This is a genomic window from Bradyrhizobium sp. SZCCHNS3052, from assembly GCF_032484495.1.
In the GTDB taxonomy this organism is placed as follows: Bacteria; Pseudomonadota; Alphaproteobacteria; order Rhizobiales; family Xanthobacteraceae; genus Bradyrhizobium.
Genome location: NZ_JAUETB010000005.1, coordinates 313,285 through 332,735, shown reverse-complemented (window position 1 = coordinate 332,735; position 19,451 = coordinate 313,285). Strand labels below are relative to the sequence as shown.

Here is a 19,451-nt window from a genome sequence, read left to right as displayed (position 1 = left end):
CAACCCCCGTGCCAGATGAGCTTGACCGTTTGTCGTTTTGGCATCGGCGTTTCGGTGCGCGTCAGTCGTCGGCTCCTGGTGTCGTTGTCGCTGGGGCTGTCGCCGCGCGCGCGGTCTGTTCCCCTCCCCCTTGCGGGGAGGGGTTAGGGGTGGGGGTCCACAGCGGCGGTGTCGCTTGGGGCGCCCCCACCCCGACCCTCCCCCGCAAGCGGGGGAGGGAGCGCACCTTGCGCTGGGCGAGAGGGTGCCCGACGTCGACCTCACTCACACCGGAACACGTTCTTGCGGATCGTGCCATGCACGCCCCAATTGGCGTCCACCACCTGGGTGACGCCGAAATCGGCGCCGACCGACAACAGCGAGATCGCCTCGTCCTCGCTGAGATGATGCACCGTCATCAGGAAGCGGCGCAGCTTGCGGAAGGCGTCGCGCATGGCGCGGTCGAGGCTGGAATGGTTGGCGATCTCGGTCTGCGCATTGGCGCCGAGTTCGGCGAGATAGTTCGGATAGGTGAAGCCGTAGACCGACCAGGCGTCGTTGGTCTCGAGCAGCGGATGTGTGAGGCCTTCGAGCTGGGTGCCGCCGAGATCGTTCTTCTTGTGCAGGATGAACTCGAAGTCGCCGGTGAGCGAGGTCTCGATCGCGGTGCCGCCGAGCTCGCTGTCACCTTGCGCGGCATGAGGATCGCCGACCGAGAAATAGGCGCCGGGCACGGCGACCGGATAGTACATCCGCGCGCCCTTGCCGATGCGCCAGTCGTCGATGTTGCCGCCGGTGTAGCTCGGCGGGATCGAGGACACGTAGTCGGCTTCCGATGGCGCGAGCCCCATCGTGCCAAAATGCAGCCGCGCCGGCACCTTGATGCCCGGCATGATGTTCTCGCGCTTGCTGATCGTCGCGTGGTCGACCGGCACGCCGGGATAGTCGATGGTCGGATGCACGATGCCGTCGGGGTCGGTCTGCGGCGTCCAGACGTAGTTGTAGACCGCCCTGGCGAACGGCTCCCCCGCGGTGTCCAGCTCGTAGATGGTGATGACCTCGCGCGGCTTCGGCTCCTCGATCAGGTCGTGATAGTGAAAGCCCCAATTGGCGGCGGCGTTGGAGCCGAAGCATCTGCCGGCATGGCAGCCGCACTGGCTCGGCCGCGGCCTGATGTCGAGGATGCGCACCTCCAGCACGTCGCCGGGCTCGGCGCTCTCGATCGCAACCGGGCCGGTGAGCAGATGCACGCCGATGCCCTCGCCGGAGCCGCGGATGAACGGGCCTTCGGTCGGGCCGGAGCCGCGCCGCGCGACGGCCTTGTGCTCCCTCGTCCACTTGAACACGCTCTCGGCGCCGGGATCGTCCTTGATCATGCGCTCGTAGTCGTCGTTGGCGTGATGCGTCAGCGTCTCGATCGTGGCGCGGTCGCCGGAGCGCAAGGTGAGAGCCGGTGTCACCACCTTGGAAAAATATCCCCAATGGATGGTCTTCGGGGACACCGGCAGCAGATGGTGCTTCATGCAAGGGCCTCATGAAAGATCGGACGCGAGATTGTTGATGTTGACGTGAAGGATGAACTCATGCGACCGCGTCCTTCGGCCGCTCGGCGTCCATCACCGAGAGGAAGCGCGCAGTCAGCGGGTGACGCGGATTGGAGAGCACCTCGTGCGCCGGACCCTGCTCGAGAATGACGCCGCCGTTGAGGAAGGCGACGCGGTCGGCGACCTCGTCGGCGAAGCGGATCTGATGCGTGGAAATGATCATGGTGAGCCCATCGTCGATGGCGAGCCGGCGGATCACCTCCAACACCTCGCCCACGAGCTCGGGATCGAGCGCTGAGGTCGGCTCGTCCAGCAGCAGCACGCTCGGGTTCGGCGCCAGCGCGCGGGCAATCGCCACGCGCTGCTGCTGGCCTCCGGACAGATGGCGCGGCAGCGCATCGGCGCGATGCGACAGGCCGACGCGGTCGAGCAGCTCCGCCGCGCGGCGCTCGGCCTCGAAGCGGCCCAGGCCGTGCACCCAGCGCAAGGGACCTGCGACATTTTCCTTCGCGGTGAGATGGCCGAACAGGTTGAACTGCTGGAACACCATGCCGACGCCGACGTTGGCGCGCTCATTGGCGATCGCGCGCGGCGACAGCTTGCGGCCGGCCTCGTCAAAGCCGAGCTTGCGGCCGCCGACGCGGATCTCACCGGAATCCCAGTTCTCCAGGTGATTGATGCAGCGGAGCAGCGTGCTCTTGCCGGAGCCTGAGGGGCCGAGCAGCGCGATCACCTCGCCGATGCGCACGGTGAGATCGAGCCCGTCGAGCACGGTGTGGCCGTCATAGGCCTTGCGCAGCCCGGTGACCTCGACGGCGACATTGTTGCGGGCGACCGTCGCGGCGCGCCTGGCGCGATCCTCGATCGACAACGCTAGCGGCGGCGTTTCTTTCAGTTCGGCGGGCGCCGGCGGCGCGGCCTCGATGGCAGGGGCTGTTTTCTCGGCGAGCTCCTGCTTCGTCGCGTGGCCGATGCGGCGCCAAGGTAGCAATAGCGCAAGGTAGTCCGCCAGCTTGCGCTGCTTCGCCGTGCGGTCGAGATCGAGCAGCCCTTCCAGCGCGAGCTGGATGACGCTGATCGCGCCGGTCAGCACGAGATAGATGAGACCCGAGGCGAAGAAGATCGAGAAGAAGTCGAAGGTGGACGACGCCAGCTGCGTCGAACGCAAGGTCAATTCCTGAACGGCGATGACGGAGGCGAGCGAGGAGTTCTTCAGCGCGCTCACCGCCTCGTTGCCGAAGGCGGGGATCATGGTGCGGATCGCCTGCGGCGCGATGATCCGGCGCATCAGCACTGATGGCGTCATGCCGAGCGCCTGGCCGGCCAGGAGCTGGCCGCGATCGACGCCGAGCACGCCGGAGCGCAGCATTTCGGCGATGAACGGCGCCTCGTTGCAGGCGAGCGCGAGGCCCGCCGCCAGCACCGCCGGCAGCTTGATGCCGATATGCGGCAGCGCGTCGTAGGCGAACACCATCTGCAGGATCAGGGGTGTGCCGCGGAAGATCACGGTGTAGCCGCGTGCAATCGCCGCCAGCAGCCAGAACCGGCTGAGCTGCATCCAAGCGAGGATGAGGCCGAGGAACAGTCCTCCGACGAGGCCGAGCGCGGTGACCTGAAGGGTCAGCTCGATGCCCTGCAGCAGATACGGCATGCTGAGATAATGCAGGAAGAGGGACATCAGTCGGCCTGGCTATGTAGGGTGGGCAAAGGCGCGGAGCGCCGTGCCCACCGCGGTGTTCGGGAAGAAAGACGGTGGGCACGCTTCGCTTTGCCCACCCTACGAAGATGGTGCTCTCAGCGGTGCTGAGATCGTCAGCTACGAAGGTGGCTCACGCATGTGTCGCCGCGGAACTGGTGCGCTCCCTCCCCCCTTGTGGGGGAGGGCTGGGGAGGGGGGTACCCAGCAAAGAGTCTTCGTGTGGACCCCCACCCCCGACCCCTCCCCGCCTAGCGAAGCTCCGCTTCGCGTGGGGGGAGGGGAGCGCACTGTCTCTGCGGCGACAGATCCGCCTTCAAACGGAGCGCCTGTTAGTCCGCCGTGAGAATATCCGGCTCCTTGAAGTTCGCCGGATCGAGCTGCCACTTCTTCAGCAGCTCCTGATGGATGCCTTCCTTCTGCACCTCGATCAGCGCGGCCATGACGGCGTCGCGGAACTTCGGCTTGTCCTTGGGAACGGCGATGCCGACCGAATAGGGGATGGTGACCGCGATCGCCTTTTCGAGCTTGTCCGGATAGGCCTTCACCGCCTGGTCGACCGTGTTGACGTCGTTGACATAGGTGTCGGCGCGCCCAGCCAGGATGGCTTGGATACAGTTGGCGTTGTTGTCGTAGAGCTGGATCGTCGGCTCAGGCTTTCCGGCTTCCTTGCATTTCGGCGCGAGATCCTGGATCAGCGGCACCTCGACGTAGCCGGTGTTCTCGGCCGCGGCCGCGCCGCACATCGACAGGTTGATGCCGTTGATGCCCTTCGGGTTGCCCTTGGCGACCAGCACGCCGTCGAACACCTTGGAGTAGGTGATGAAGTCGGCGGCCTTGGCGCGCTCCTTGGTGGCGTAGATGTCGGAGATGACGATGTCGGCCTGACCGCTCGCCAAGGTCGTCAGCAGCGCGGCGAAGGTCACCGGCTTGTAGGTCAGCTTGAAGCCGAGACAGTCGCCGATGGCCTCGCCGAGATCGATGTCGAAGCCGACATATTTGCTCGGGTCTTTCGGGTCGATCGACTCATAGCCCGGCGTGTGCGGATTGATCGCGTTGACCAGCGTCTTGCCCTTCCAGTCCGGATATTTCTCCTTCAGCGCCGCGCAGCCCGCGGGCGTCGCCGCCTGCGCGTCGATGGGGGCGAGAAGTCCCGCCGCGATGATGACGCCGAGCGCGGCAAGCCACGCCCGCCGCGCTCCAGTGAATAGCCTCGTCTGCATGTTGCCAGCTCCTTCGAACGATGATGTCGCGCTGGTCCGGCGGTGCATTGGTGCCGTCGCCCCGGTCCAAGCTCGAAGGCAAGCTTAGGTGCGGGCCTGCGCGGATGGCTTGTCCGTGGGCGCACAAAATATTGGATCGTGCCGGTGCAAGAATTGAGCACGCATTGCTCAAATCCGCGCCGTTGCGACGGACCGTCGCGCAGGCGTCAAGTCCGCCTGCTCGGTCCTCGAAGATTCCGAAAGTCGGAAATCGAGCGCGCCGGCGACGGTTTCACGTGCGCACGGGGCTAGCGCCAAGATGGCGCTGCCGCCGCATCACGCGTCAGGATCGCCGCGTCGCTGCGCCCATGCGAATGTGCATTGCGATAACTCGTGGCACAGGCTTGGCGGCAGCGGAGCTCCCGACTACGATGCCGCCGCACAAGTTGCTGATCTGTTTGTTGAGGTGTCTGCAATGCCGTTCCGTTTTACGGGACAAATATCACTCGGCCATTTCGCAGTGCGGACACTGATCGTCACAGCCTATGCCGTCATCTTCGCGCCCGTCGTCATGATCGTCGTGACCAGCTTCTTCGCGCAGGAGATCGTGAGCTTTCCGCCGCCGGGCCTGTCGCTGAAATGGTACTCGAACGCGCTGAGCAAGCCGGAATTTCTGCGTGGCCTCGTGACCAGCTTCCAGGTCGCGCTGCTCGCGACCGCGATCGGCGTGCCCATTGGCACTGCGGCGGCGCTTGCCATCGTGCGGGGCGAGTTCCGTGGCCGCCAGGCGCTGTCGTCGTTCCTGCTGGCGCCGCTGGCCGTGCCCGGCGTCGTCGCCGGCTCCGGCCTCTACATGTTCTATGTGCTCGCCGAGGACCTGCTCGACCGCGACATCAAGGCAACCACGGAAGGCCTCGTCGCCGCGCATACGCTGCTGGCGATTCCGTGGACGGTGCGGCTCGTGGTCGCCAGCCTGCAGGGGCTCGACCGTGCCGCCGAGGAGGCCGCCGCCAATCTCGGCGCCAGCCCGTTCACGGTGTTCCGCCGTATCACCCTGCCGATGATGCGCTCCGGCATCGTCGCGGCGGCGATGTTCTCGTTCATCCAGAGCTTCGAGAATCTCGATCTGTCGATGCTGCTGGTCGGTCCCGGCCGGATCACCTTGCCGGTTGCGATGCTGAACTACCTCGAATTCCGTATCGATCCGACGCTCGCCGCGGTCGCCACGGTGCAGATCGCGCTGGTTGGAATTCTGATGGTGGTGACCGACCGCTTCGTCAAGCTGTCGAGGGTGGTGTGATGGCGCAGCTCACCCTGGAGAAGCTGACCAAGCGCTTCGGGACGTCGATCGGCGTGGAGGGGCTCGATCTCGCCGTCGGCGAGGGCGAGCTGGTCGCGCTGCTCGGACCCTCCGGCTGCGGTAAGACGACCACCTTGCGCATGGTCGCGGGCTTCCTGCCGCCCACGAGCGGCCGCGTGCTGTTCGACCGCGAGGACGTGACGCATCTGCCGGCCTACAAGCGTGCGACCGGCATGGTGTTCCAGTCCTACGCGCTGTTTCCGCACATGAGCGCGGCCGACAATGTCGGCTTTGGCCTGGAGATGCGCGGCATCAGTGCGGCCGAGCGCAAGACGAAGATCGAGGAGGCGCTCAGGCTGGTGCGGCTGTCGCATCTCGCCGACCGGCTGCCGCGGCAATTGTCGGGCGGGCAGCAGCAGCGCGTCGCGCTGGCGCGGGCGCTGGTGATCAATCCGCGCATCTTCCTGCTCGACGAGCCCCTGTCCAACCTCGATGCCAAGCTGCGCGCCGAGGTGCGGCTCGAGATCCGCGCGCTGCAGCAGCGGCTCGGCCTGACCACCTTGATGGTGACGCATGACCGCGAGGAGGCGCTGACCATGGCCGACCGCCTCGTGGTCATGGAGGGCGGCCGCGTGCGCCAAATCGGCACACCGCAGGAGCTGTATGATTCGCCCAGGGATGCCTTCGTCGCCGACTTCGTCGGCCGTTGCAACATCCTGGCCGGCCGGCGTGCGGACGCCAATAACTTCCGTACCAGCGTCGGCCTGCTGCTGCCGGTCGATGTCGCCAGCGGCGAGCGCGATGATGCCGATGCCTTCGCGCTGCGGCCTGAACGCATTGCAGTGGTGGCCGGTGAGTCCGGCGAGGTGCGCGGCCGCGTGCTGGCGATCACCTATATGGGCGCGCAGAGCGAATATGTGGTGGCGATCGGCGACGAGACGCTGGTGGCCGTCAGGCCAACGCCCGACGCGAGCGAGCCGCTGGCAACACTCAAACCGAACGATCCCGTGTCCCTGCAGTGGGACCGCAAGGTCCCGCGTCTCGTGCCGCAGACATCTTCGTAACGCATCCATCCACAGCGAGAGGTTCTCCCATGATTTCGCGACGACATTTTCTCTCCGCCAGCGCCGGCGTCGCCGCGCTGGCCTCCGGCATGCCCACTGCCCGCGCCGAAGGCGGACAGGTCGTGGTCGGCACCTGGGGCGGCGACTACGGCCAGTTGCTCTCCGACATCATCGATAAGCCGATCATGACGCCGAAGGGGTTCGAGATCGTGCAGGACGTCGCCAACGCCGATCCGCGCAAGACCAAGCTGCTGGCCGAGCGACAGAGTCGCCGCGGCTCGATGGACGTGTCGTGCCTGTCCGACAACGATACCTACATCGTGTCGCAGTCGGACGTGTTCGAAAAGGTCGATGCAGCCCAGGTGAAGCGGCTCGACAAGGTGTTCCCGGAGCTCAAGAGCGACATCGCGATCCCGCACATCTATTCGGCGCAGGTCATCCTCTACAACACCAACCAGGTGAAGACGCCGCCGCAATCCTTCGCCGATCTGTGGGATCCGAAATGGCGCGGCCGCATCGGTCTCGCCGACATCCTCTATCCCAACAACACGCTGGCCGCGGCGCTCGCCGGCGGCGGCGGCGTCAGCAATCTCGATCCGGCCGAGAAGAAGCTGATGGAATGGCGCTCGCTCGACGTGAAGATCTATCCGTCGAACGAGGCGCTGGCGGCGGCGCTGAAGTCGGAGGAGGTCTGGCTGACCACGATGTGGCTCGCCCGCGGCTTCATGTGGAAGAAGTCCGGCATTCCGCTCGCCCATGTCGTGCCGAAGGAAGGCACGCCGGCGATCGTGTTCCAGGCAGCGGTGCCGAAGAATGCCAAGAACAAGGCCGGCGGCTTCGCCTATCTCGATGCGATGCTCGATGCCAAGGCGCAGGGCGGCTTCGCCGACAAGATGGGCTATGTCCCGACCGTCACCGACGCGCCGCTGCCCGAGGATCTCGCCAAGCAGGTCAGCCTGACCGAGGCCGAGCGCGCGCGGCTGTTGAAGCCGGACTATGCCTACGCCGCCGGACGGTCGCAGCGCACGCTCGACTTCTGGAACAAGGAGTTCAAGGCCTAAGCCTTGAATGATCGGCTCCTGCGGCTGGGCCGCAGGAGCCGCGGCTGAACAGCCGACACTTTCGCAATCGGAGCTCGCGCGATGGCGCTGCTGGTCGTTCCTGCCTGTCTGCTGGTCCTGGCGCTGCTGGTCGGGCCGATGATCCTGATGTTCCGGATCTCGCTCAACCAGTTCAGCCCGACCCAGCTGATGGTGCACGCGCTGTCGCCGGACAACTACGTCAAGGCCGCGACCGATCCCTACTACCAGCAGATCATCCTGGCCACGCTGGGCATCGCGCTGCTGTGTACCTTGCTCACGCTGATTCTCGCCTTTCCGGCGGCCTATTGGCTCGGCCGCATGGAGAGCCGCTGGAAGAGCCTGGTCGTCATCGCGACCCTGTTTCCGCTGCTGGTCGGCAATGTCGTGCGCTCGGCCGGCTGGATGGCGCTGTTCGCGCGCGACGGGCTCGTCAACACGGTTCTGATGAAGCTCGGCCTGATCTCCGCGCCGCTGGAGATCATGTACACGACCAAGGCGGTCATCATCGGCATCATCGCCGTCGTGCTGCCCTACATGATCCTGACGCTGTCCGCGGTCATCGAGAGCATCCCCCGCGACCTCGAATATGCCGCCGCCAATCTCGGCGCCTCAGGCGCGCGCGTGTTCTGGCGGGTGATCCTGCCGCTGTCGGGTCCCGGCGTCGCCGCCGGCTCGATCCTGGTGTTCGTTTTGTGCATGAACACCTATGCAACGGCGGTGCTTCTCGGCGGCCCGCGATTCAAGATGATGGCGCCTGCCGTGTACGACCAGTTCGTGCGCGGCAACAACTGGCCGATGGGCGCCGCCCTCGCCTTCATGCTGCTGGCGGTGACCATGGCCTTCACGGTGTTCGGCAGCGTGGCGTTCGCGCGGAAGTACAGGGCGGGGTGACGGTAGACGCCGTCATTGCGAGAAGCGCAGCGACGAAGCAATCCAGACTTGCTTCCTGGCCCTGGATTGCTTTGCTCCGCTCGCAATGACGGGAAGACGATGCGTAGGGTGGGCAAAGGCGCGCAGCGCTGTGCCCACCATCTTGGAAGAAAGCAGACGCATGGTGGGCACGCTGCGCTTTGCCCACCCTACGGTCTCAAATGGAGGACACGCCGTCGTGACGGAACAGATGCTCCCTGGCGATGAGCTCGCCTTCATCCGGAACAAGGGCGCGGCGCCGATCGTGCCGAAGGCGACGACGCGGGATCGCGGGATCGGGCCGTTCAAGCGGCTGGCGCTGCGCAGCGCCACTGTCATCGACGGCACCGGGGCGCCGCCGATCGGGCCGGTCGACATCATCGTCGAGAACGGCCGCATCGTCAGCATCAAGAAGATCGTCGGCTATGGCTATGCCGGCAACGCTGGCGAACCGGCCGATCGCGAGATCGACTGTCGCGGAAAATGGGTGACGCCGGGCTTCGTCGACTGCCACGCCCATGCCGGCGTTGCCTATCACTCCGCCAATGGCTGGGTGCCGCCGGTCGACTACGTCTACAAGCTCTGGCTGGCGCATGGCGTCACCACGGTGCGCGAGATGGGCTCGATGAACGGGCTGTCCTGGATGCTCGACCAGAAAGAGCGCGCCGAGAACAACACGATCGCCGCGCCGCGGCTGCTCGCCTATGCCTATTTCCCGGCCGTCAACGACATGGTCAAGACGATCTACACGCCGGAGCAGGGGCGCACCTGGCTGCGTCAGGTCAAGGAGCGCGGCGCCGACGGCATCAAGTTCTTCGGCGCGCCGCCCGCGATCATGGAAGCCGCGCTCGACGAGTGCAAACAGATCGGCCTGCGCACCGGCTGCCATCACGCCCAGATGGCGGTGTCGCGCATGAACGCGCTGACCACGGCGCGCTGGGGCCTGACCAGCGCTGAACATTACTACGGCCTGCCGGAGGCGCTGTTCGAGGATCGCGTGATCCAGAACTTCCCGCTCGACTACAACTACACCGATGAATATTTCCGCTTCTCGGTCTCGGGGCAGATGTTCAAGCAGGGCGCCGAGCCCGGCTCGGCCAAGTGGAACGAGGTGCTGGAGCAGTTCCTGGAGATCGGTTTCACCTTCGTGCCGACCTTCACGATCTACGACGCCAACCGCGACCTGATGCGGGCGCGCCAGGCCTATTGGCACAAGGAGTACACTTGGAAGTCGATGTGGGACTACTTCACGCCGCAGCGCGGCGGCCACGGCTCGTACTGGTATCGCTGGTCGACCCAGAACGAGATCGAGTGGAAGGAGAACTACCGGCTCTGGATGGCGTTCGTCAACGAGTACAAGAACCGCGGCGGCCGGGTCTGCACCGGCTCGGATTCCGGCTTCATCTACCAGATCTTCGGCTTCGGCTATGTCCGTGAGCTGGAGCTGCTGCAGGAGGCGGGCTTCCATCCGCTGGAGGTGATCCGCTCGGCGACATCGCAGGGCGCAGCACTCTGCGGCCTGCAGGACGAGATCGGCACCATCGACATCGGCATGCGCGCCGACATGCTGGTCCACGACCACAATCCGCTGACCGATTTCAAGCTGCTCTACGGCACCGGCGCGATGCGCTTCAACGATGCGACCAATGCAGTCGAGTGGCATCGCGGCCTGAAATTCACGATCAAGGACGGCATCATCTACGACACCGAGGAGCTGCTCGCCGACGTCCGTGAGCTGGTCAAGGCGAGCTGGGAGAGCGACGTGCCGGAGAAATACGCGACCAAGGACAAAGACAAGGATGCCGCGGCGCCATGAGCGTCGGCATCATCGACTTCTTCGTCCTGACCGGCTTCCTCGGATCGGGCAAGACGACGCTGCTGCGCGATGTGCTGAGCGCGGAGACGGCGTCCGACACGGCCGTGATCGTCAACGAGGCCGGCGAGGTCGGGCTGGACGGCGTCCTGTTGCGCGAGAGCGGCGACGACGTGCCGATGGCGATGCTGTCGAACGGCTGCGTCTGCTGCCAGGTCGGCAGCGATCTCGCCTTCACCATCGACCGCCTGATTATGGCGCCGCGGCCCGCCGGCCTGCCGCCGTTGCGCCGGATCATCCTGGAGACCTCGGGCCTGTCGATGCCAGGACCGGTGCTGCGCCAGCTCGCGACCTTGGCCGAGCACCGCATGCGCGTCGCCGTCGTCGCGACCTACGATCTCACGCGCGGCCTGGACGTCGCGACGTTCGAGGAGGCCGCGGCCCAATGGGCCGCGGCACATCGGATCATTGCAACCAAGGCGGATCTTGCGCCGGAGGGGCTGACCGATGCGCCGGTGGTGATCGCGCAGCTCAATCCAGTCGCGAAGGCCGTCGCCAACGCGGATCGCGCCGCTGTGGTGTCGGCGGCCTTTGCGCCGCTTACGGCGTCCCCGCCGCTGCGCGACGTCGCGCCTGATCTCGCCGCCGCGCATCCGCGCCTCGCGCTCTGCCTGGTCCGGCCGCGCCATGAGATCGGCTATGCCGATCTCGCCAGTTGGCTGGACAACGTCGCGGGTCGGCTCGGCGAGCGCCTTCTGCGCATCAAGGGGCTCGTCAAGGTGCAGGAAGCACCGCGCCCATTGCTGGTCGAAAGCGTCGGCACGGTGTTCTCGCCGCCACGCCAACTGACCGTCGACAAGCCCCCAGCGCCCTTCATCGTCGTGATCGCGCGCGACATTGCCCGCGATGAGCTCGAACAGGTCGAGCCGATGGGATTGTTCACGTTCTCCTGGCGCGAGCCCGAGCGCGGAGTTGCGAAAGGCGGCATCCGCGCCGAGTGGGTGACCTGAGCGCCTGACATAAGTTGCACAGCGCCCAGCAACTCACCGTCATTCCGGGGCAATCGTGCACACGCGACGGCGTGTGCGCGATTGGACCCGGAATCTCGAGATTGTTGGAAACGAACGCAAGGCAGCGTCGGGATTCCGGGTTCAGGGCCTGCGGCCTTGCCCCGGAATGACGGTGGTCGTGATGCAGAAGGACTAATTCCCCCTGATCGTGCTCAAGCTCCGTGATGGATAGCGCAAAGCCACGTCGAACGGGTTGAGCTTGCCGGCCAGCACCTGCGCCTCGCCCTGCAGGATCTTCACCACATGCGGCAGCCGGTCCGCGTTCAGCCGCTCCGCCAGCGTGCCCACGCTGAGCGCCGCCACCGCGCGGCCCTGCGCGTCGAGCACGGGCACGCCGACGCCGGCCATGCCGGGAATGAGGCCGGTGCTGGTGTTGACCCAACCTTGCGCGCGCGCCTGCGCCAGCGCACTGCGCAGCGAGGCCTCGTCGAGGAAGCCGCGATCGAGCAGGCGCGGGATGTTGAAGCGGATCACGGCCTCCTGCTCGTCCTCGGGCAGGTTGGCGAGAATCGCGAGGCTGCCCTGGCCAAGCCCGAGCGGCACCTTGCCGCCGATGTCGCCGGTGAAGGAGCGGATCGGAAACGGTCCTTCGACGCGGTCGAGGCAGACCGCATCGAAGCCGTTGCGCACCAGCAGGAAGATCGTGTCGCTCAAGGTCGCCGACAGCCGCAGCAGCGCCGGCCGCGCCGCCTCGCGCAGGCCGCTGGCCTGCCCGGCGCGCGCCGCGAGCACGTAGAAGTCGAGCGCAAGGCGATAGCGCTTGCCGGCGGCCTGCTCGGCAAAGCCCTCCGCCACGAGATCCTGCAGCATGCGGTGCGCGGTCGGCTGGCTGCAGCCCGCGGTCTCCGCGATGTCCTTCAGCCGCAGCCCGTCGGGGTCGCCCTCGGCGAGGATGCGGAGCAGCTTCAGGGCCCGGCGAAGGCTAGAGGACGAATCGGTGTCGGCTGTCGTCATCTGATCGGTGAATGTTGGCGTCGAATTCGTCACATGGATTTCATATACCAGAATATCAGATAGATAAATTCAGGATATCGGAATTCATGATTGACCATCTGCGTGGCCCGCCGGCATGAAAGAGCCCCAGGGCGGCAATCCCTGGCGATGACAGGGAGCCTCCCGCGCGAGGACGCATGGGTTTCCTGACGCTGGACGGTTTGACGAAGCTCTACGGCGATGTCGCTGCGGTCAGCGACGTCAATCTCAGCGTCGCCAAGGGCGAGTTCATCTCGCTGCTCGGCCCCTCCGGCTGCGGCAAGACCACGACGCTGCAGATGATCGCCGGCCTGGTCGAGCCGACGTCGGGGCGCATCACGCTCGACGGTCGCGACATCACCCACGAGAAGCCCGATCGCCGCAGCCTCGGCATCGTCTTCCAGAGCTACGCGCTGTTTCCGCACATGACGGTGGCGCAGAACGTCGCCTTCGGACTCGAAATGCGCAAGGTGATCAGGGCCGAGCGCGAGGCGCGCGTCAAACAGGCGCTGGCGCTGGTGCAACTCGCCGCGCTCGCCGACCGCTATCCACGCCAGCTCTCCGGCGGGCAGCGTCAGCGCGTCGCGGTGGCGCGCGCGCTCGTCATCGATCCGCCGTTGCTGCTGCTCGACGAGCCGCTGTCCAATCTCGACGCCAAGCTGCGCGAGGAGATGCAGTTCGAACTGCGCGGCATCCAGCAGCGCGTCGGCACCACCACGATCATGGTGACGCACGACCAGAGCGAGGCGCTGTCGATGAGCGATCGCGTGGTGGTGATGGAGCAGGGCCGCATCATGCAGGTCGACGCGCCCTATCGGCTCTACGAAAATCCGGCGACGCCGTTCATCTCCTCCTTCGTCGGCAAGATGAACCGGCTGTCCGGCGTGTGGCGCAGCGGCGGCGTCGAGATCGGCGGCCGTGAGCTGCCGTGCGAGGCTGCGGGTCTCGCCGACGGCGCGGCCGTTGTCATTGCGATCCGGCCGGAGAAGATCGGCCTGACAACTCCCGGCGCCGGCGTGCTCGATGGCCGCATCAGAGCGCGCTTCTTCCTCGGCAGCAGCTGGTTCTTCACCGTCGAGACGCCCGCCGGATTGATCGGCGTCGCCCTGCCCAATGCGGGCGAGGAGCCGGCGTGCGAGGGCGATCAGGTCGGTCTCGCCTGGAGCAGCGCCAGCGCACGCGCGTCGAAGCCCGACGGAGCGCAGTCGGCATGAGCGGCACGCGCGCGACGACACCATGGCTGCTGGCGGCGCCGGGCGCGCTGCTGTTCACCGCATTGGTGGTCGTGCCGCTCGGGCTCACCCTGGCGCTGTCGTTCCACGTCTATGACGCCGCGACCGGCGTCAAGGACGAGACCACGCTGGCGCACTACATCGGCATCCTCTCCGACAGCTACTTTCTCAATATCTTCTGGCGCACGCTGCGGCTCGCCGCGCTGACCACGCTGATCTGCGCCGTGATCGGCGCGCCCGAGGCCTACATCCTGGCGCGCATGCGCGAGCCCTGGCGCTCGGCGTTCCTGCTCGCGATCATCGGCCCGCTGCTGGTTTCGGTCGTGGTGCGCGCCTTTGGCTGGAGCATGCTGCTCGGCCCCACGGGCCTCGTCAACGAGGCCTCCCGTGCGCTCGGGCTCGGCACGGTCAGGATCCTCTACACCGAGACGGCCATCGTCATCGCGCTCGTCCATGTGATGCTGCCGTTCATGGTCATCCCGGTCTGGACCTCGCTGCAGAAGCTCGATCCGATGGTCGAGGCCGCCGCCTGGACGCTCGGCGCCTCGCGCTTCACGGCGCTGCGCCGCGTAGTGCTGCCGCAGGTGACGATGGGGCTGCTGTCGGGCAGCCTGGTGGTGTTCGGACTTTCGGCCTCGGCCTTCGCGATCCCCGCGCTGCTCGGCGGCCGGCGGCTGAAGATGGCGGCGACGCTGGTCTATGACGAATACATGCACGAGCTGAACTGGCCGCTGGGGGCCGCCATCGCGATCCTGGTGTTGGTCACGAACCTCGTGCTCATGCTGGCCTATCAGCGCGTCGTCGAGGCGCGCGCCAGGCGGATGTTGGGGTGAGCGGCATGCGCCACAACGGCCCGATCGCCCTGGTCTTTCATGCGCTCGTCACTGGCTTCGTGCTGGCGCCGCTCATCGTGATCTGCCTCGTCGCGTTCACGCCGGCCAACACGTTGACATTGCCGACCACGCAGGTCTCGCTGCGCTGGTTCACGGCCGTGTTCGCGCATCCGGATTTCGTCGCCTCCTTCCTCAACAGCCTGTGGGTTGCCGCAACAGCCGCGACGATTGCGGTCGTGCTCGCGGTCGCCGCCGGCCTCGCGCTCGACCGCTACGACTTCCGCGGCCGCGCGGCGCTGAACGCGCTGTTCCTGTCGCCCCTGATGATCCCGCATCTCGTGCTCGGCGTTGCGCTGCTGCGGCTGTTCGCGCTGCTCGGCGCCACCGGCAGCCTGCTGTGGCTGACCGCAGGTCACATTGTCGTCGTCACGCCTTATGTGCTCCGCTTGGTTCTGGCCGCCCTGTCCGGCCTCGACCGCAGCGCCGAGCAGGCGGCGGTGACCCTGGGCGCTTCCGGCTGGATCGTGTTCCGCCGCATTACCGTGCCGATGATTTTGCCCAGCATCACCGGCGGCTGGCTGCTTGCCTTCATCAACTCCTTCGACGAGCTCACGATGTCGATCTTCATCACCTCGCCCGCCACGATCACCCTGCCGGTGCGCATGTACATGTACGCGACCGAATCGATTGATCCGATGATGGCCGCCGTATCGGCGCTGATGATCGCGGTGACGGCGGCGGCGATGCTGCTGCTCGACCGCATCTTCGGCCTCGACAAGATCCTCGTGGGGCAGGGCTGATACCATGCCGTTGCTGCATCGCCTCGTCCGCAACGACAGCGCCGTCATCTCCTTCACGATCGATGGCGTGCCCTGCGACGGCCGCGCCGGCGACACCGTGCTGACGGCCATGCTCTGCCAGGTCGACCGGCTTCGCTACAGCGAGTTTTCCGCCGCGCCACGGGCCGGCTTCTGCCAGATGGGCGCGTGCCAGGACTGCTGGGTGCAGCTCGCGAGCGGTGAGCAGCTGCGCGCCTGCACGACGCCGCTTACCGAAGGCATGGACATCATCACACGACGAGGGCGCGGCCATGGCTGAGCGCGCATCGCCCCTGATCGTCGGCGCCGGCCCGGCCGGCATCCGCGCCGCGATGACATTGGTCGCGGCCGGCCTGCGGCCGATCGTGGTCGATGAAGGCCACGCCTGCGGCGGCCAGATCTATCGCCAGCCGCTGAGTCCCGACGGCCGCGATGCCACGGCGCGCTACGGCTCGGAGGCTTCGAAGGCCGCGCGGCTGCATCACGACTTTGCGGCGCTCGGCACCGCAATCGACTATCAGTCGAACACGCTGCTGTGGAATCTGCGCGACGGCGCGGCCGCCATTCTCCGCGACGGCATCAGCCATCGCATCAATTATGATGGACTCATCCTCGCGGCCGGCGCGACCGATCGCGTGCTGCCGATCCCCGGCTGGACCTTGCCCGGCGTATTCACCCTCGGCGGCGCGCAGATCGCGCTGAAGGCGCAGGGCTGCGCGATCGGCCGGCGCGTGGTGTTCGCCGGCTCCGGCCCGCTGCTCTATCTGGTCGCCTGGCAATACATGAAGGCCGGCGTCGACGTTGCCGCCGTGCTCGACGCGGCGCCCTTGTCTGCGAAGCTCAATCTGCTGCGCGCGTTGCCGCTCGCGCCGGGCATCGTGCTGCGTGGGGTGCGCATGGCGCTGGAGTTGACGCTGCGCGGCACGCGCGTGCGGTTCGGCGTCTCCCGGCTCCGGATCGAGGGCAAGGGCAGGGTGGCGCGCATCGTCTATCGGGCTGGCGGGCGCGAACACGCGATCGCCTGCGACGGCGTCGGCTACGGCCTCGGTCTGCGCTCGGAGACTCAGGTTGCTGATCTCGCCGGCTGCGCTTTTGGCTTCGATGCGCGCGACCGCGCGCATCGTCCGGTTCGCGACGCCGGTGGCCGCAGCAGCATCGCGGGCGTGTACCTCGCCGGCGACGGCGCCCGCATCGCCGGCGCCGATGCCGCGGAAGCCGCCGGCGAGCAGGCCGCGCTGGCATTGTTGGAGGATCGCGGCCTGCCGCATGATTCGGTGCGCGCCGCCACCCTCGAACATGCGCTGGCGCGGATCGATCGCCTGCGCGATGGGCTCGAAGCCGCCTTTCCCTATCCATCGCATTGGGCGGGCGACATCGCCGATGACACGCTGCTGTGCCGCTGCGAGGAGATCGATGCCGGCGAGGCGCGGCGCGCGATCAGCGATTTCTCGCTCACCGAGATCAATCGCCTGAAGGCGGTGACGCGCATCGGCATGGGCCGCTGCCAGGGCCGCATGTGCGGCGCGGTCGCCGCGGAGCTCTTGGCTGCGCAGACGCGCCGCGACATCGGCGCTGTCGGCCGGCTGCGCGCGCAGGCGCCGATCAAGCCGATCCCGCTGGCTGCCAGCCTGTCGCTCGACGAGAGGCAGCATGACCCGGCGCATTGACTGCGATGTCGCGATCGTCGGCGGCGGGCTGGTCGGCAGCTCCGCCGCGCTGGCGCTGCGCGACATGGGCTTCTCCGTCACGCTGCTCGACAAGGGCTTCTGCGGCGCTCAGGCGAGCGGCGTGAACTATGGCGGCGTGCGCCGCCAGGGCCGTCCGCCCGAGCAACTGCCGCTGTCGCAGCGGGCGCATGCGATCTGGCCGCGGCTCGCGCAGCTCATCGGCATCGACGGCGAGTTCCTGCGCTCCGGCCATCTCAAGCTCGCGCGCAACGCCGAGGACATGGCGAGCCTGGAGCGCTACGCCGCCGAGGTCGCGCCGTTCGGGCTCGCTCTCGAGCTGATCGGCCACAATCAACTGCACGAGCGCTTCGGCATCGCGGGCGGCGTCGTGGGCGGCTCATTCTGTCCTGGCGACGGCCACGCCAATCCACGGCTGGTCGCCACCGCCTTCGCCGCAGCGGCGCGTCGCGCCGGCGCCGAGGTGCTGGAGAACACGGAGGTTACGGGCGCCACCAGGACGTTCGAGGGTTTTGCGCTGGAAGCCGGTGACGTCGCCATCAGGACGCGTACCGTGATCAACAGCGCCGGCGCCTGGGCCGACGGCTTGGCGCGCGCGTTCGACGAGCCCGTGCCGCTGGAGCGCACCTATCCGTCGATGATCGTGACCGAGCCGCTCGATCTATTTCTCGGCGTCAACATCGGCATCGAGGGCGGCGGCATCTACGCGCGGCAGGTCACGCGCGGCAACGTCGTCGTCGGCGGCGAGCGCGCCGCGCCGCTCGCCGATCCCGATTATTCGCGCCCGCGCAGCGACGGCGTGCTTGCCATCATGCAGCGCGCCAGCGAGCTGTTCGGCCCGCTGCGCCATGCCCAGGCGATTCGGTTCTGGAGCGGCACCGAGGCGACGATGCCCGACCGCAATCCGGTGATCGGGCCGAGCGCGACGACGCCGGGACTGATTCACGCCTTCGGCTTCTCTGGCGCCGGCTTCCAGATCGCGCCGGGGGTCGGCCAGGTGCTGGCCGAGCTGGTGCGCGACGGCGAGACCTCGACGCCGATCGCGGCCTTCGCCATCACTCGTTTCTCACCCGCATCGCAGCCGGGCGATGCCTCTCAAGCAGCAATGACGACAGGATCGAAGGAGACCTCGCCATGATCGATGCTCGCGCCGCGCTCGGCTCAGCCCTCGCGCTGATGCTCGCCACCGCCTCCGCGCACGCCGAAACCAGGACGCTCTATGTCGGCATGAACGGCGGCAATTTCGAGCGCACCTATACGCAGGCGGTGTTTCCGGACTTCGAGAAGGCCAACGACGTCAAGATCGTCGTCGTGCCCGGCACCTCGTCGGAGATCCTCGCCAAGGCGATCGCGGCCAAAGACAAGCCGCAGATGCACGTGATGTTTCTCGACGACGGCGTGATGATCCGCGCCGCCGGCCTTGGTCTGTGCGAGAAGCTGAAGCCGAGCGAGGCGCTCGGCCAGCTCGAGCCGTTCGCGCGACTCAAGGACGACATCGCCGCCGGCATCGACATCGGCATGACCGGCCTTGCCTACAACAAGAAGCTGTTCGACGAGAAGGGTTGGGCGGTGCCGACCTCCTGGCTCGATCTCGCCGATCCCAAGTTCAAGGACAAGGTCGTGTTCCAGTCGGCCTCGGTCTCGACCTTCGGCCTGCACGCCTTCCTGATGATCAACCGTATCAACGGCGGCAGCGAGGCCAATGTCGAGCCGGGCTTCAAGGCGTTTCCCGACACGATCGGCAAGAACGTGCTCGAATACATTCCGAACTCGGCCAAGATCTCCGAGATGGTGCAGACCGGCGAGGCCGCGATCTTCCCGCTGACGCCGACCGCGGTGTCGACCTTGAAGGAGAAGGGCATCCCGGTCGAGTATGCGCAGCCGAAGGAAGGCTCGGTCGTGCTGATGGTCGCCGAATGCGTCATCGCCAACAACTCCGAATCCGAGCTGGCGCAGAAGCTCGCCGCCTATCTGCTGTCGCCGGAAGCGCAGGCCAAGGCGCTGGCCGCCGGCAACATCGTGCCGTCCAACACCACCGCGAAAGCCACGACGCCGGCGGCCGAGCAGAAGCTCGCGACCTTCCACGGCTACATGAAGAGCGCGATCACGCTCGACTGGGACGTCATCAACGCCAGGCGCCCCGAATGGAATACGCGCTGGAACAGGATGATCGAGCGGTAGGCAGGCTTCGTTCCGTCGTCATTGTGAGCGAAGCGATTCAGACCTTTCATGCGGCCCTGGATCGCTTCGCT

The 19,451-nt window shown here is 66.8% G+C and carries 17 protein-coding genes; 13 read left to right on the top strand and 4 right to left on the bottom strand.

Going from position 1 to position 19,451, the window contains the following annotated elements; translation table 11 throughout:
* Window positions 1–260: 260 nt before the first annotated feature.
* The 3 genes from QX073_RS19455 to QX073_RS19445 all read right to left on the bottom strand — a co-directional run bounded on the left by QX073_RS19455 (window position 261) and on the right by QX073_RS19445 (window position 4,442).
* Window positions 261–1,502 carry an acetamidase/formamidase family protein gene (locus QX073_RS19455; protein WP_316226202.1) on the bottom strand — a complete coding sequence of 414 codons (1,242 nt, stop codon included), beginning with the start codon at window positions 1,500–1,502 and terminating at the stop codon, window positions 261–263.
* A gap of 58 nt (window positions 1,503–1,560) precedes the next feature.
* A complete protein-coding gene (locus QX073_RS19450) occupies window positions 1,561–3,201 on the bottom strand; it encodes an amino acid ABC transporter permease/ATP-binding protein (protein ID WP_316226201.1) in 1,641 nt (546 codons plus the stop codon).
* Between the two features lie 350 nt (window positions 3,202–3,551).
* Window positions 3,552–4,442: an ABC transporter substrate-binding protein gene (locus tag QX073_RS19445; protein WP_315825357.1), complete on the bottom strand. Its 891-nt coding sequence runs from the start codon at window positions 4,440–4,442 to the stop codon at window positions 3,552–3,554.
* A 454-nt stretch (window positions 4,443–4,896) separates the two neighbouring features.
* Here QX073_RS19445 and QX073_RS19440 point away from each other — a divergent pair, with 454 nt between their 5' ends.
* The 6 genes from QX073_RS19440 to QX073_RS19415 all read left to right on the top strand — a co-directional run bounded on the left by QX073_RS19440 (window position 4,897) and on the right by QX073_RS19415 (window position 11,599).
* Window positions 4,897–5,721: an ABC transporter permease gene (locus QX073_RS19440; protein WP_316174329.1), complete on the top strand. Its 825-nt coding sequence runs from the start codon at window positions 4,897–4,899 to the stop codon at window positions 5,719–5,721.
* Window positions 5,721–6,785, top strand: coding sequence for an ABC transporter ATP-binding protein (locus QX073_RS19435; RefSeq protein WP_316226200.1), 1,065 nt, complete (start codon window positions 5,721–5,723; stop codon window positions 6,783–6,785). The genes QX073_RS19440 and QX073_RS19435 overlap by 1 nt, the downstream gene beginning before the upstream one ends.
* A 29-nt stretch (window positions 6,786–6,814) precedes the next feature.
* The gene (locus QX073_RS19430) at window positions 6,815–7,846 is read left to right on the top strand and encodes a PotD/PotF family extracellular solute-binding protein (RefSeq protein ID WP_316226199.1); all 1,032 of its coding nucleotides are present in this window, start codon (window positions 6,815–6,817) and stop codon (window positions 7,844–7,846) included.
* 81 nt (window positions 7,847–7,927) lie between these two features.
* Complete coding sequence (locus QX073_RS19425) at window positions 7,928–8,758, top strand: ABC transporter permease (protein WP_316226198.1); 831 nt, start codon at window positions 7,928–7,930, stop codon at window positions 8,756–8,758.
* A 229-nt stretch (window positions 8,759–8,987) separates the two neighbouring features.
* The gene (locus QX073_RS19420; RefSeq protein ID WP_410052379.1) at window positions 8,988–10,592 is read left to right on the top strand and encodes an amidohydrolase family protein; all 1,605 of its coding nucleotides are present in this window, start codon (window positions 8,988–8,990) and stop codon (window positions 10,590–10,592) included.
* Window positions 10,589–11,599, top strand: a complete 1,011-nt coding sequence (locus QX073_RS19415; protein WP_316226196.1) for a CobW family GTP-binding protein — start codon at window positions 10,589–10,591, stop codon at window positions 11,597–11,599. Before QX073_RS19420 ends, QX073_RS19415 begins: the two co-directional genes overlap by 4 nt.
* A gap of 192 nt (window positions 11,600–11,791) precedes the next feature.
* On the opposite strand, the gene QX073_RS19410 is transcribed toward QX073_RS19415, so the two are convergent.
* Window positions 11,792–12,613, bottom strand: a complete 822-nt coding sequence (locus QX073_RS19410) for an IclR family transcriptional regulator (RefSeq protein ID WP_316226221.1) — start codon at window positions 12,611–12,613, stop codon at window positions 11,792–11,794.
* 176 nt (window positions 12,614–12,789) lie between these two features.
* On the opposite strand from QX073_RS19410, the gene QX073_RS19405 reads away from it, so the two are divergent.
* The 7 genes from QX073_RS19405 to QX073_RS19375 are packed head-to-tail and all read left to right on the top strand — an operon-like array spanning window position 12,790 to window position 19,380.
* Entirely contained in the window at window positions 12,790–13,845 is a 1,056-nt protein-coding gene (locus tag QX073_RS19405; protein ID WP_316226195.1) for an ABC transporter ATP-binding protein, read from the top strand.
* Window positions 13,842–14,696, top strand: a complete 855-nt coding sequence (locus QX073_RS19400; protein WP_316226194.1) for an ABC transporter permease — start codon at window positions 13,842–13,844, stop codon at window positions 14,694–14,696. The genes QX073_RS19405 and QX073_RS19400 overlap by 4 nt, the downstream gene beginning before the upstream one ends.
* Window positions 14,697–14,701: 5 nt before the next feature.
* On the top strand, window positions 14,702–15,496 hold the full coding sequence (locus tag QX073_RS19395; RefSeq protein ID WP_316226220.1) for an ABC transporter permease: 795 nt from the start codon (window positions 14,702–14,704) through the stop codon (window positions 15,494–15,496).
* Window positions 15,497–15,500: 4 nt separating this feature from the next.
* On the top strand, window positions 15,501–15,794 hold the full coding sequence (locus QX073_RS19390; protein WP_316171628.1) for a (2Fe-2S)-binding protein: 294 nt from the start codon (window positions 15,501–15,503) through the stop codon (window positions 15,792–15,794).
* Entirely contained in the window at window positions 15,787–17,181 is a 1,395-nt protein-coding gene (locus QX073_RS19385; RefSeq protein WP_316226193.1) for an FAD/NAD(P)-binding oxidoreductase, read from the top strand. The genes QX073_RS19390 and QX073_RS19385 overlap by 8 nt, the downstream gene beginning before the upstream one ends.
* Entirely contained in the window at window positions 17,165–18,337 is a 1,173-nt protein-coding gene (locus QX073_RS19380; protein ID WP_316226192.1) for an FAD-dependent oxidoreductase, read from the top strand. Before QX073_RS19385 ends, QX073_RS19380 begins: the two co-directional genes overlap by 17 nt.
* Window positions 18,334–19,380 (top strand): ABC transporter substrate-binding protein, encoded by a 1,047-nt coding sequence (locus tag QX073_RS19375; RefSeq protein WP_316226191.1) that lies wholly within the window; start codon window positions 18,334–18,336, stop codon window positions 19,378–19,380. The genes QX073_RS19380 and QX073_RS19375 overlap by 4 nt, the downstream gene beginning before the upstream one ends.
* Window positions 19,381–19,451 lie beyond the last annotated feature (71 nt).